Below are 12,509 nucleotides of genomic sequence, written 5' to 3'. Positions count from 1 at the left end.
GAATAGTAAAAGAAAATTAGATCAATCTAGGTATATAGATAGAGGACAGGGAGGAATTATGATGGCTCAAACAGGTACAGAGCGCGTAAAACGTGGAATGGCAGAAATGCAGAAGGGCGGCGTCATCATGGACGTTGTGAATGCAGAACAGGCGAAGATCGCTGAGGAAGCGGGAGCAGTAGCCGTTATGGCACTCGAACGTGTTCCAGCGGATATCCGTGCGGCGGGTGGAGTTGCACGTATGGCGGATCCGACAATCGTTGAGGAAGTAATGAATGCTGTTTCTATTCCGGTCATGGCAAAAGCGAGAATCGGTCATATCTCAGAAGCTCGCGTGCTCGAAGCGATGGGCGTGGATTATATTGATGAAAGTGAAGTTCTGACACCAGCGGACGAAGTATTCCACATCAAAAAAGATGATTACACGGTTCCATTCGTATGCGGCTGCCGTAACATCGGGGAAGCGACTCGTCGTATCGGTGAAGGTGCTTCCATGCTACGTACGAAAGGCGAACCTGGTACAGGGAACATCGTAGAAGCGGTCCGTCACATGCGTGAAGTACAAAGCCAGATCCGTCGTCTTCAGTCCATGCAGGAAGATGAAGTCATGGTATATGCCAAAGAAAATGGAGCTCCATATGAGCTTCTGCTTCAGATCCGTGAAGAAGGACGTCTTCCGGTCGTAAACTTCGCAGCAGGTGGTATTGCGACACCGGCAGATGCTGCACTTATGATGCAGCTCGGCGCAGACGGCGTATTCGTAGGTTCCGGTATTTTCAAATCGAACAACCCGAAAGAATTCGCACGCTCGATCGTTGAAGCGACGACGCATTACGACGATCATAAATTGATAGGGGAACTGTCGAAAGGTCTCGGTACAGCCATGAAAGGCGAAGAGATGAACGAAGAGACAGACCGCATGCAGGAGCGCAGCGAATAAACAAAGGAGACATGCATCATGACTACTATCGGTGTGCTGGCGCTGCAGGGAGCTTTCCGGGAGCATATCCGCTCGGTAGAAGCTTCTGGAGCAACGGCAGTGACAGTGAAACGTAAAGAACAGCTAGAGACGATTGATGGTCTGATTATTCCTGGGGGAGAAAGTACGACGATTCGACGACTCATCGATAAGTATGAGTTCCTTGAACCGATCCGTGCTTTCGCCCAAGCCGGAAAGCCCGTTTTCGGTACCTGTGCCGGTCTGATTCTATTGGCTTCTGAAATTGACGGTTCTTATGATGTGCACCTCGGAGTCATGGACATGAGTGTAAGGAGAAACGCGTTCGGTCGCCAGCGGGAAAGCTTCGAAGCGGACCTTGATATCGAAGGGGTTGCGGAAGGATACAATGCTGTGTTTATCCGCGCTCCTTATATCGAACGTGTAGGAGAAGATGTACAAGTCCTCGCACGGTATGATGGGCATATCGTGGCTGCTCAGCAGGACCATCTTCTCACCTGTTCCTTCCATCCGGAACTTACGGATGATCATCGATTGACGGCACATTTCGTGAAAATGGTGGAAAAGTCGAAACGGACGCTTGCATCCTGAGTGAGAATCGGCTAATCTTAAAGATAAGTGAAAAGAAAAACGCGACGAACGGAACTAGTATCATGGAAGCCCACCCTTAGAGAGTCAGTGGCTGGTGGAAACTGACGGGGGCTTTATGAGAATCCATCCCGGAGCGGCTGATGATGAATCAGCACGGTTCCTCCCCGTTATGGAGGTCGAGCCGGAAGAGTAGGTACTCTTCAATCTGGGTGGTATCGCGGGAATTAGACTCTCGTCCCTTCTTTAGGGGCGGGAGTTTTTCTATTGGTCAGCCGGATGGATCTATATACGGACTTACTGAAGTTATATGCGGACCTTTAGACGATTTTTGCGGACGTTCGGCAGGTTCGACCTAGTATTTGCGGACCTCAGGAAGATAATTTCGGACTTAGGGAAACTTTTCCTTACGATTTCCCGGGAAATGAGTTCATAGAACCGAGTTAAATTTTGAAAAGGAGGAAGACATATGCTTGATTTGAAATACGTAAGACAGAACTTTCAGGAAGTGAGAGAGAAGTTGAAAGATAGAGGGGAAGATCTCTCCGAACTTGATTCTTTCGAAGAGCTGGATGAGAATCGCAGGAAGCTCATCCAGGAAAGTGAAGAGCTCAAGGCAAAGAGGAATGAAGTATCGAAAGAAATCTCTCAGCTGAAGAAAGACAAGCAGGACGCGGACGATAAAATCAAAGAGATGAGAGAGGTCGGGGAGCGTGTCAAAACGCTGGATACGGAACTGAAAGCGACAGAGGAACGTCTGCAGACATTATTGTTGTCCATTCCGAACATTCCTCATGACAGCACACCAGTCGGCAGTGACGAAGACGACAACGTGACCGTACGGGAATGGGGAGACGTCAAAGACTTCGATTTCGATCCGAAAGCCCACTGGGACCTTGCAGATGAGCTCGGGATTTTGGATTTCGAAAGGGCGGCCAAAGTTACTGGAAGCCGCTTCGTGTTTTATAAAGGCGCGGGTGCCCGCCTCGAGCGCGCCCTTTTGAATCTTATGATGGACTATCACGCAGATTATCATGGTTATGAAGAAGTGCTGCCACCGCAAATGGTGAACCGTGATTCCATGACTGGTACGGGTCAGCTTCCAAAGTTCGAAGAGGACGCATTCAAAGTGGAAGACTGGGATTACTTCATGATCCCGACGGCAGAAGTTCCGGTGACGAACTATCATCGTGACGAAATCCTGTCTGCTGAGGACCTTCCGAAACGGATGGTAGCTTTCAGCACAAACTTCCGGTCTGAGGCAGGATCTGCGGGTCGCGACACACGTGGACTCATTCGCCAGCACCAGTTCAACAAAGTCGAGCTCGTACAACTGGCGAAGCCAGAAGAATCTTACGAAAAGCTTGAGGAATTGACCGGTCATGCCGAAAAGATTCTGCAGCTTCTGGAACTTCCATACCGTGTCATGAGCATGTGTACGGGAGACCTCGGCTTCACAGCTGCTAAAAAGTATGACATTGAAGTATGGATCCCGAGCTACGAAACATATCGGGAAATCAGCTCCTGCTCTAACTTCGAAGCGTTCCAGGCCCGCCGTTCCGGCATCCGCTTCCGCAGAGAGAAGAACGGGAAGCCTGAATATGTGCATACGTTGAATGGATCCGGACTTGCTATCGGACGTACGGTAGCAGCGATTTTGGAGAATTACCAGCAGGAAGACGGAACGATTGTGGTTCCTGAAGTACTGCGTCCTTATATGGGTGGCAAAGAAGTCATCAACTAATGAGAATAGGAGTGGCTACTGCGATGCTGCGGTAGCCATTCTTTTTTGCTGTAAAGAGACTGGGGAGAGATTTCGGAGAACCTATGATGCGTGTTTCTGAATGGGGGTTCCACTTTTCTTAATAAAAAATGCTGCATTCTATTGACGGATTTTTGTGGGCGTGGTATATTACTAATTGTCGGTCACACGGAGGAGTACCCAAGTCCGGCTGAAGGGAGCGGTCTTGAAAACCGCCAGGGGGTTTACGCCCCGCGGGGGTTCGAATCCCTCCTCCTCCGCCATATTATTTAAACAACTCGCGCATATATATTCGGAGAAGTCCGAAAAGAAATCGTTACGTCAGCCGTAACGATTTTTTTATGGACAAAATTATTTTCATAGAAAAACTCTTACCTTGATGGAATATAATTCAACTGCTCTTCCATAATTTCGCTTGTAAATAACCCATGATTTGTTCTGTCACCTCATCTGGGTTGCTGATATGGGGGTTATGTCCTTCTGCATCCAGTTCGACGTATTCACTGTACGGGAGATGTTCATGGAGATAGATTTCCGCTTCTTTCGTAACAAAGTTATCTTCCTTTGTCTGGAGAAGGAGAGAAGGGATTGTATTCTTCTCTAATTTGTCCCGCATATCGAGGAAAAACGTTACTTCTGCGAACTGGCGGATGACTTCGGGATTCTGATCGGCATACATTTCTTCCAGTTCCTCCGTCAATTTAGGATCGTTTATATTCTTCATGGAAATCGGTGCCATGTAGTTAGTCCATTCGCGGTAATCCCGATCGATCATGCAGAGCAGTTCCTGGATGTCTTTCTCTTCGTAACCTCCTTGATAGGAACCATCGTTAAGAAAGTGAGGAGAAGAGCTGATCATAATAGTGGAGCTAAGGAGATCAGGGCGTTTGAGAGCGACTTCGAGCCCAATCATCCCGCTTACGGAATGTCCTACAAAAATGCAATCACTGATATTCAGTTCATCGAGAATTTCGATAACATCCTGAGCGTATCCGTCGAGAAAACCGTACCTGTCCCTGGAATAGGCATCCACACTGGCACGACCTGAGCCTACATAGTCGAATAGAATAACCTGATACGTATCGAAGAATTCCGGTATCACGTATTCCCATACTTGCTGGTCACAACCGAAGCCGTGGGCGAACATGATGGGAGTCGTTCCATTTCCGTATATTTGTACGTTATTGCGTTTTCGTATTCTCATCTCACACCATCCCTCGCTACTTATCAATCTTTTACTTATATTTTACCACAATTTCTTAGTGATTCTTAAAGGAGAGGATGAAGTAAGGGTACTTATATTAAGGGAGGCCAAAACAAAAAGAACGAATTCGATTGAGAGAATTCGTTCTTTCTTGTGATTTTATACAAATTTTTTCGAACGCCCCCGGCAGGATTCGAACCTGCGACACATGGTTTAGGAAACCAATGCTCTATCCCCTGAGCTACGGGGGCACAATCGCTATTATACTATTCTTTTTTAATTCTGCAAAGACAAAATGATTCACCCCATGACTTCTAAAAGGCGTCTGTGATAAAATGTAGTTTGTCTGTCCGAACGGATGTAAACGAAGGAGGAACACCAATGTCCCAACTACCCTTTATCGCTGTAGAAGGACCGATTGGAGTGGGAAAAACCTCTCTGTCCAAAAAATTAGCCGCTCATTTCGAATTTCACCTGTTGAAGGAAATCGTGGAAGAAAACCCGTTTCTCGGCAAGTTCTACGATGATATCGAAGAGTGGAGTTTTCAGACGGAGATGTTTTTCCTTTGCAATCGGTACAAGCAGCTTGAAGATATCGATAAGAAGTTCTTGCAGGAAGGAAAGCCCGTAGTCGCCGATTATCATATCTCCAAAAACATGATTTTTGCTCAGCGGACACTGAAAGAAGATCAGTTCCGCAAGTATTCCCGTATTTTCGATATTCTTACCGGCGATATGCCTCGCCCGAACATGGTCATCTACCTGCATGCAGGTCTGGATACACTGCTCGAACGCATTCGTATGCGGAACCGTGACGTGGAAGCGAATATCCAGCCCGAGTATTTGAAGCAGCTATCGGATGATTATGAGACGTTTATGGATCATTTTGAAACGACCCACCCTGATATTCCAGTCATTCGTCTGAATGGAGATCATATCGATTTTGTTAAACACCAGAGCGACCTTGATTATATCATCAGTGAAGTCAATGCTTACCTCAACAAAGGAGAAGTGATCAAATGAACGCACGGGAAAAGTTCGGAATCCCGCATGATAGTGTCATCACTATAGCCGGTACAGTGGGAGTCGGCAAGTCGACAATGACCAACTCTCTGTCCCAGGCCCTCAATTTCCGCACGTCTTTTGAAAAAGTGGAGAAGAATCCTTATCTGGACAGTTTTTATAAAAATTTCGAACGGTGGAGTTTCCATCTTCAGATCTATTTCCTGGCAGAGCGGTTCAAGGAGCAAAAGAAAATATTCGAATATGGAGGCGGGTTCATTCAGGACCGGTCCATCTATGAAGACACAGGCATTTTCGCAAAAATGCACTACGATAAAGGGACGATGTCTCCGACGGACTATGACACGTACACGAGTCTTTTCGATGCGATGGTCATGACTCCCTATTTCCCTCATCCGGATCTTCTGATTTATCTGGAAGGATCTTTCGACGATGTCGTCGGTCGTATCAAGGAGCGGGGCCGTCCGATGGAACAGGAAACCCCGATCGAGTACTGGGAGGAAATGTACAACCGTTATGAAGACTGGATCGATGATTTCAATGCTTGTCCGGTCCTTCGTCTGAATATCGCCGACTATGATCTTTTGAATGATGAAGATAGTGTGGAACCTATTCTGGAGAAAATCGGTCATTTTATACAACAGGCGCGTAAATGGAGAGCCAGTCATTTGCCGAGTTCGTAATTTATGAAATAGAAGAGCCGCTTCGCATTAAGCGAAGCGGCTTTTTTCGTTGATTATGCTTCTGTAGTGTTGTTGTTCATGAGGCTTGATAGCAGATCAGCGACTGGAGCGTTGTTTTCTTCATCAGAAACGAGGACAAGAACCAGAACTAGAACAATCCAGATGTCCTGGCTGTTGTGGATGTTGATGACCGGGTTACCGTTATTTTTGAACTCTGTTGTTTCGAATTCGAACTGGGACTGATCGGCATCCTGGTGTTGATGCTGCCTTTGTTGCTGTTTCTGTTTCTGCTTTTGTAACTGCTTCTGTAAGTTCTCAACTTCCGCTTCTAGGTCCTGAATGGCTTTATATTTGTCATAGCACGACATATGCTCACCTCCTTTGTACTGTCATCTTATGTAGAAATATCGGACTCGTCTGAACGGTTGTCCGGGGACAAGCGCCTCTTTTGTTTACAAATGAGGGTGGATGGGGTATTATAAGAACAAATGTTCGTATAATGTATACTTGTAGAGGAAAACTCAACAAAGGGAAGAAGCTATGATTTTCAAGGAAGGGGCTTCGTTTATGAGATGCTTTCAAGTCGGATATCAGGAATCCTATCGCAAGAAGGTATTATCCAACTATTCCTGATTGATTGGAACGAAATCGTATCGGATATAAGTGTTTAAGCGATATAGTAACGGTTCAATTTTGAAAAAGTATCCCATAACCACTGATGCTGATTGCGTATTGCCTGGCGATATACGAATAACATGAGTAAGGGTTCTAAACAGGGCTTCTCCGCTTTTCTCTTTACGGTCTAGCTGCGAAGAACAGAAGCCCGTAATATAAGCAGCCAATCCTGTTTCGGGAAAGAGCTACCCGAAATCAGGCTCGTCTGCTTATATTATAGCTTCTAAACGTTCTTCTCCGCTTTTCGTTTTGTCTAGTTCCAGCCTCCAGAAGCTGGTATCATAAGCGGTCAGCCGTGTTTCGGAGAAGAGCATCCGAAGCCAAGTCTGCCCACTTATGATAAAGCTTCTAAGCGGGAGGCTGCCACTTTTCGTTTTACTATTTCCCGGGAAATGAGGTGATGAAAATGGAGTATGATCAGTATCCGAGACATGATGTTCTTTGTTTGGATATGCGATCGTTTTATGCAAGTGTTGAGTGTATAAAGCGTGGACTCGATCCTTCTCGGACCCTGATGGCCGTCGTCGGTGACCCTGAACGGAAGGGGAGTATCGTTTTGGCCGCTTCCCCAGCTCTGAAGAAAAAACATGGAATAAGCAATGTTTCGCGTTTTTTCGAACTACCGGAAGACCCGGAAATTATTATAGCGAAAGCAAGCATGCAGGATTACTTGGATGTTTCGGTGGAAATAACGAAACTGATTCATCAGTACGCTCCTATGGAAGCGATTCATGTCTATTCCGTAGATGAGCTTTGGGTGACCGTGGATGGACTCACTTCCCTGTATGGATCTCCCCGGGCAATAGCTGAGCTTTTTCAGAAAAGAATTATGGATCAGTTCGGCATTGAGTGTGCCATCGGGATAGGAGATAATAAATTTTTGGCGAAAGTGGTCCTCGATATCCACGCTAAAAAACAGAAAGATGGAATAGCGGTTTGTCATTATGAAGACGTGGAGCGTTTGTTGTGGCCTGTCCCGGTCGAAGATATCTGGGGAATCGGGAAAAGGATGATGCGTCGCTTGAATAATATGGGTATCATCAAGTTGGGAGACCTTGCTACTCATCCGCTTCGTTTCCTGAAAAAACGTTTCGGAATTATGGGGGAGCAGCTCTATTGGCATTCCAGGGGAATCGATTTGAGTCCGGTCTATGGTGATTTCACCAGGTCCGAACAGAAAAGCTTCGGGCATGGGATCACGTTGTTGCAGGATTATGAGGAGAAAGATATATATCCCTGTATTCTGGATTTATGTGAGGAAGTATGTCGCCGAGCACGTGAATCCTACCATGTCGGCAGGACTGTTCATATCGGAATCGGGTATACAAAAGAAACGGGAGGTGGATTCTCGAGATCCACGTCTCTGCATTTGCCGACGAATCTGACGATGGATATGTACAAAGCAGTCGTTTCTCTCTTTCATCGTCATTATGAAAAAAACAATTCGATCCGTCGTGTCTATGTGTCCCTGACGAATCTGGAGTACGATGGGGCGCTGCAACTCGATTTCTTTGACCAACGGGAAAAACAGCGTCAGTTGAGTCGAGCGATGGATGATATAAGAGGACGACACGGGTCTACCTCATTATTGAGGGCAAGCAGCTATAAACGGGGCGGCATTACGTTGGAACGAAGCAAGAAGGTAGGAGGACATTATGCGTGAAACATTTCCACGTGCCCATTCGTAAAGATAGAACAACTGGGAAAGTGGGGGAGGAGCCTCAATGAAAACACAAATTATTATCAGTCTTGTCGTGGCACTTCTGCTGACGCAGATGCCGCTTGTCGGAAAGTATTTCGCTATGATCAATACGATGGTACATGAGACCGGACACTCCTTGATGGCGCTCGTGACAGGCGGGGAAGTACGTAACATTTCCCTTTTTCCTAACACCTCAGGAGTCACCATGACCGGTCACACGTCGTGGTTCAGTCATGTACTGACGAGCTTATCAGGCTATATTTTCGCCTCCTGGTTCGCTTTCTTTCTTTTCTATTTGTTATCCAAAGGAAAGTACACGTGGATCGTGGTTTTATTAATGGGACTTCTTTCCATCAATTTATTGTTCTGGGTACGTAATCTGTATGGGGTGTTCTGGATTGTTACGTTCGGAGCTCTATTTATTTGGCTTATCCGTTCAGGACATCAGACGCTCATCGTTTATTCCCTGACCTTTATCGCTGCACTTGTGCTAGTAGAGTCTGTGATCAGTGCCTTCAATATCATGTGGTTGAGTGTTATTGCCCCTGGACAGGCGGGGGATGCCGCAAACCTGGCAAGAGCGACGAAAATTCCTGCACTCGTGTGGGGGACCGGCTTCTTCCTCCAGGCGTTCTACTTCGCGATCCAGGCTTGGAAACGTGTGTTTTGAATGAAAAGCGGAACCACCCCGCTTAGAAACCTCAGTCATAAGCAGCCTTGGCTTATTTTAGGTAACTTTTCCCAAAAAAGGCGAGGCTGCTTATGGCTCGGGTTTCTGGGTGGTGCAGCTGGATCATGAAAGAAAAGCGGAGCCGCCTATTCAAGTTCTTCGCAAAAGCAAAGAAGGCTGCCCATTCGGACAGCCTTCTTTTGATTAATCCTGCTTCACTTCTAATTGTACATTGTCCAACGTAATCATATGAGCATCAGCAAAGTTACCCATCAGATATTTCAGGGAAACCGTATCATTTTGCGGCATTTCGAATTCATACGTGAAGGTCTCGAATTCATTCGTCAACGATGCGGTTTCGCCAAGGAAACGTTGATAGCTTGCGTTTTCCATTGTCACTTCTATATCACGAGCGACGGAAGACTTAGCATCAAACGAAAGCTGATACGTCACACCTTTCGCCAGCTCAAGACCAGGATATTCCGGCAACACACTCCATGCTTCATTCCCACCTTGTGTAATATCAACGGTCAGTGCTTCATTTTGTACATCAACGGTAGCATTCGCATCGAAGTGAATGTACGGTGCCCAGTCAGCCATACCCTCGGAGAAGTCTTCCGAAAGAGGGTTGAGATCGATATCATCATAATCCACATAGTTGGAAGTCTGCATCAGTTTCACATTATCCATATAGACATCTGCATTGGCTTCACCCATGTAGAAGATAAGCTGGCTTTCAAGATCGGAGGTTTCCGTCGTCATTTCGAATGGTACGGTGTATGTGTTCCATTCTTCGTCCAGGGAAACCGGTTTCGCATCGGCGTAGCTCACTCCATCCTCCCCGGCGAATCCGACAGAGATATCACTGGCTTCATCGGCACGGGCAGCGAATGTCAGCTCGTAAGTGTTTCCTTTCAGCAACTGAATGCCTGTTTGCTTCAGTTGGATATCTTCTGGAGCGGAACCTTGTTCGGTAATGTCCATGTGCATCACGCGGTCGTCCGCATTGACTACTGCTTCTGCTTCAGCACCATTTTGAACCAGCGTGTCCCAGTATACGAGGCGGGAGAAGTCGCCCTGGTCAAATGTCCCATTATAGACGTGGTTTCCATCTGCCAAAGGTTCTTTCTGAGTCGACCCTTCTTGCTGGCCGGTGATATCCTCTACACGGACATTCCCGATCCACACAGGGTTTGCATCAGTACCCATGTTGAATTCAAGACGCGCAGCAAGGTCCGTTTCCTGATTATGTGTGAACGTGTAGGAATACGATTGTGCATCACTCGTCAGGTCGAACGTCTTCTCACCGGAATAGTTGGCGTAGCCACGCTCAGCACCTCCGGATACTTTCGTCATCAATGAACGGCTCGTGTTCGACTTCGCATCAAACGTAACTTCATACGTATGGCCTTCCACGATTGCCAGGTGCTGGATCAGTTGCAGAGACCATAGCGCGTTTCCGGCATTCGTAATATCGGTTTTGGCATAAGTCGTGCCATCAATCGTGTCAGTGGAAATGCTTCCTTCACCTGCAAAGTCAGGTAGTGTTAGGAAGTTCCAGTACGTGTCATCAGGGGTGTCACTGTTTTCATCAACGATCGTAAACCCTTGCTCATAATCCTGATCATAAATCAGGTTTCCGTCTTCCAAAGGTTGCTTAGCATCTTCAGGCAATGTTTCGAGTTCCTGCGTCGGTTCCACCGGCTCCTGGTAATCGCGGCCTGTCAATTCATAAACCCTTACGTAATCGACTTCCATTTGACCAGGAAATTCTGTCGTCTCATCCGGATCACCGCCGTACCAGCCACCGACTGCCAGGTTCAGAATCAGATGGAATTCCTGATCGAACGGGGCAGGGAAGGTATAGTTCGCCGCTTCGTTCGGCCCTTGACTGAACCAGTTATTCAGTGTCTGATAAAGTTCACCATCGACATACCAGCGGATTTCCCCAGGCTCCCATTCGATGGAGTAGGTGTGGTATCCTTTATAATCACTATCCTCCGGAAAGTGGTATTCTGTTCCGCGATAGGTGTTATTCGGGTATTCTTCTCCGTAGTGAATCGTACCGCCGATCGTGTTCGTATCTTTACCGGCCGCTTCCATGATGTCGATTTCCCCGGATGCCGGCCAGTCTCCGTAAACACTATCTTCAGGCATCATCCAGAATGCCGGCCAGTACCCTTGTCCTTCAGGAAGTTTCATACGTGCTTCGAACTTCCCGTATTTCTTGCTGAATAATCATTCCGTTTTCAGCTTCGCAGACGTATAGTCATAAGAACCGAACTCATCGGATTTCTGTTCTTCTTTCGCTTTGATTACAAGATTCCCGTCTTCAATATAAGAGTTTTCCTCGGAGTCCGTATAGTACTCCAGTTCATTGTTTCCCCATCCAGGTGAAATACCTTCACCATCTTCGTCTACGATCCAGTTTCCGATATCATGCTTCCATTTGCTGGAGTCGATTTCTTCTGTAAGAAATTCATCTCCCCAAACGAGGGACCAGTCAGACTTTTCGCCACCAAGGGTATACACGGACACGAGTCCGATGTCGGAATCCTTGAGTTTTACTGCATTTTGTACAGATTTCTCTACATAGACCGTCCCATGGACCGTGACAGAATCAAGAATCGTTTGCTCTGTCCCGATTCCACGCGTAATATACAAGTCTCCTTCAATCGTTGTATCTTCAAGCGTGACTCCCGGCTGGTTGATCAAAGCATTGCCCTCAACCGTTTGATTGCTGTAGGTTCCGGTTGTGTATGTTTGGTCTGCTAAAGACTCCACATACTGAATGGCATCTTTCAACTTCACAGGTTTGTTTCCATTCGATGCTTCCGGCCAATCTGCCATCGGGAACAGGTGAGAAAGAATAGCTTCAGCCTCTTCCTTCTTTATGGCAGATCTTTCATTGGCTTTAAAGTCAGGCAAGTAACCGATGGACTCAGCAGTCTCCATCGCGTCTTCACCAGTTACACCAATCCATTGGTTCATAAAATCAACAAAAGCCAGCTTCGACATCGCTGCATTGGACTGAGGGGGATGGAACGATTTCTCCTCAAGCCATGCAGGAGTTTCTTCTTCTTTTTTCTCACCAAAAACAAGAGACGTTCCGACAAATGAGAAGATCAGAACCAGACAAACCACCAATAGTTTTCTCATGTACAAAGGTCCTCCTAGCAGGAATTTAATTTAAGGAAACCGGTTTCGTAAATGCGTAAAAAAATATGGATGCTCGTGATGACTA

Annotated in this window: 11 protein-coding genes, 2 tRNA genes, 1 pseudogene and 1 other annotated feature; of the genes and pseudogenes, 8 read left to right on the top strand and 6 right to left on the bottom strand. The window is 46.7% G+C overall.

The features are described 5' to 3' along the window. Positions 1–61: 61 nt before the first annotated feature. From pdxS to BLQ44_RS11355, 4 genes are all read left to right on the top strand, one after another. Positions 62–940 (top strand): pyridoxal 5'-phosphate synthase lyase subunit PdxS, encoded by an 879-nt coding sequence (gene pdxS, locus BLQ44_RS11370; RefSeq protein ID WP_093194022.1) that lies wholly within the window; start codon positions 62–64, stop codon positions 938–940. Between the two features lie 18 nt (positions 941–958). Beyond that, entirely contained in the window at positions 959–1,549 is a 591-nt protein-coding gene (gene pdxT / locus BLQ44_RS11365; RefSeq protein ID WP_093194021.1) for a pyridoxal 5'-phosphate synthase glutaminase subunit PdxT, read from the top strand. A gap of 35 nt (positions 1,550–1,584) precedes the next feature. Next, positions 1,585–1,792: a binding site (T-box leader), on the top strand. 223 nt (positions 1,793–2,015) lie between these two features. Next, entirely contained in the window at positions 2,016–3,290 is a 1,275-nt protein-coding gene (gene serS, locus BLQ44_RS11360; RefSeq protein ID WP_093194020.1) for a serine--tRNA ligase, read from the top strand. 188 nt (positions 3,291–3,478) lie between these two features. Further along, positions 3,479–3,571, top strand: a tRNA-Ser gene (locus tag BLQ44_RS11355). A gap of 128 nt (positions 3,572–3,699) precedes the next feature. On the opposite strand, the gene BLQ44_RS11350 is transcribed toward BLQ44_RS11355, so the two are convergent. Beyond that, the gene (locus tag BLQ44_RS11350; RefSeq protein WP_093194019.1) at positions 3,700–4,512 is read right to left on the bottom strand and encodes an alpha/beta fold hydrolase; all 813 of its coding nucleotides are present in this window, start codon (positions 4,510–4,512) and stop codon (positions 3,700–3,702) included. A gap of 178 nt (positions 4,513–4,690) precedes the next feature. Beyond that, positions 4,691–4,763 (bottom strand) — tRNA-Arg (locus BLQ44_RS11345). 130 nt (positions 4,764–4,893) lie between these two features. On the opposite strand from BLQ44_RS11345, the gene BLQ44_RS11340 reads away from it, so the two are divergent. Then, positions 4,894–5,535 carry a deoxynucleoside kinase gene (locus BLQ44_RS11340; RefSeq protein ID WP_093194018.1) on the top strand — a complete coding sequence of 214 codons (642 nt, stop codon included), beginning with the start codon at positions 4,894–4,896 and terminating at the stop codon, positions 5,533–5,535. Next, on the top strand, positions 5,532–6,218 hold the full coding sequence (locus BLQ44_RS11335) for a deoxynucleoside kinase (protein ID WP_093194017.1): 687 nt from the start codon (positions 5,532–5,534) through the stop codon (positions 6,216–6,218). The genes BLQ44_RS11340 and BLQ44_RS11335 overlap by 4 nt, the downstream gene beginning before the upstream one ends. Before the next feature lie 53 nt (positions 6,219–6,271). Here BLQ44_RS11335 and BLQ44_RS11330 read toward each other — a convergent pair whose 3' ends face one another. Beyond that, complete coding sequence (locus BLQ44_RS11330; protein ID WP_093194016.1) at positions 6,272–6,586, bottom strand: hypothetical protein; 315 nt, start codon at positions 6,584–6,586, stop codon at positions 6,272–6,274. A gap of 713 nt (positions 6,587–7,299) precedes the next feature. Here BLQ44_RS11330 and BLQ44_RS11325 point away from each other — a divergent pair. Together BLQ44_RS11325 and BLQ44_RS11320 are read left to right on the top strand one after the other, a co-directional pair. Next, positions 7,300–8,556: a DNA polymerase IV gene (locus tag BLQ44_RS11325; RefSeq protein WP_093194015.1), complete on the top strand. Its 1,257-nt coding sequence runs from the start codon at positions 7,300–7,302 to the stop codon at positions 8,554–8,556. Between the two features lie 61 nt (positions 8,557–8,617). After that, on the top strand, positions 8,618–9,265 hold the full coding sequence (locus tag BLQ44_RS11320) for a M50 family metallopeptidase (protein ID WP_093194014.1): 648 nt from the start codon (positions 8,618–8,620) through the stop codon (positions 9,263–9,265). Between the two features lie 204 nt (positions 9,266–9,469). Here the strand turns inward: BLQ44_RS11320 and BLQ44_RS16865 are convergent, their stop codons facing one another. The 3 genes and pseudogenes from BLQ44_RS16865 to BLQ44_RS16725 form a co-directional block, all read right to left on the bottom strand. Next, complete coding sequence (locus BLQ44_RS16865) at positions 9,470–11,023, bottom strand: carbohydrate binding domain-containing protein (protein WP_407690375.1); 1,554 nt, start codon at positions 11,021–11,023, stop codon at positions 9,470–9,472. Continuing rightward, positions 11,018–11,482, bottom strand: a pseudogene (locus BLQ44_RS16860) (glycoside hydrolase family 16 protein); the annotation flags it as partial. The pseudogene BLQ44_RS16860 and the gene BLQ44_RS16865, both read right to left, overlap by 6 nt. A 21-nt stretch (positions 11,483–11,503) precedes the next feature. Further along, positions 11,504–12,424 carry a glycoside hydrolase family 16 protein gene (locus tag BLQ44_RS16725; RefSeq protein ID WP_245688159.1) on the bottom strand — a complete coding sequence of 307 codons (921 nt, stop codon included), beginning with the start codon at positions 12,422–12,424 and terminating at the stop codon, positions 11,504–11,506. Between the last annotated feature and the right edge of the window lie 85 nt (positions 12,425–12,509).

Origin of the sequence: Salimicrobium halophilum, assembly GCF_900100295.1 — a bacterium.
Lineage (GTDB): Bacteria > Bacillota > Bacilli > Bacillales > Halobacillaceae > Salimicrobium > Salimicrobium halophilum.
The sequence above is the reverse complement of the archived record's forward strand: the minus strand, read 5'-3'. Positions and strand labels throughout refer to the sequence as shown.

Excerpts from the sequence above, each read along its gene's own strand:
- pdxS (WP_093194022.1), top strand. The coding sequence starts at position 62 with ATGGCTCAAACAGGTACAGAGCGCGTAAAACGTGGAATGGCAGAAATG.
- pdxT (WP_093194021.1), top strand. The coding sequence starts at position 959 with ATGACTACTATCGGTGTGCTGGCGCTGCAGGGAGCTTTCCGGGAGCAT.
- serS (WP_093194020.1), top strand. The coding sequence starts at position 2,016 with ATGCTTGATTTGAAATACGTAAGACAGAACTTTCAGGAAGTGAGAGAG.
- BLQ44_RS11350 (WP_093194019.1), bottom strand. The coding sequence starts at position 4,512 with ATGAGAATACGAAAACGCAATAACGTACAAATATACGGAAATGGAACG.
- BLQ44_RS11340 (WP_093194018.1), top strand. The coding sequence starts at position 4,894 with ATGTCCCAACTACCCTTTATCGCTGTAGAAGGACCGATTGGAGTGGGA.
- BLQ44_RS11335 (WP_093194017.1), top strand. The coding sequence starts at position 5,532 with ATGAACGCACGGGAAAAGTTCGGAATCCCGCATGATAGTGTCATCACT.
- BLQ44_RS11330 (WP_093194016.1), bottom strand. The coding sequence starts at position 6,586 with ATGTCGTGCTATGACAAATATAAAGCCATTCAGGACCTAGAAGCGGAA.
- BLQ44_RS11325 (WP_093194015.1), top strand. The coding sequence starts at position 7,300 with ATGGAGTATGATCAGTATCCGAGACATGATGTTCTTTGTTTGGATATG.
- BLQ44_RS11320 (WP_093194014.1), top strand. The coding sequence starts at position 8,618 with ATGAAAACACAAATTATTATCAGTCTTGTCGTGGCACTTCTGCTGACG.
- BLQ44_RS16865 (WP_407690375.1), bottom strand. The coding sequence starts at position 11,023 with ATGGAAGTCGATTACGTAAGGGTTTATGAATTGACAGGCCGCGATTAC.
- BLQ44_RS16725 (WP_245688159.1), bottom strand. The coding sequence starts at position 12,424 with ATGAGAAAACTATTGGTGGTTTGTCTGGTTCTGATCTTCTCATTTGTC.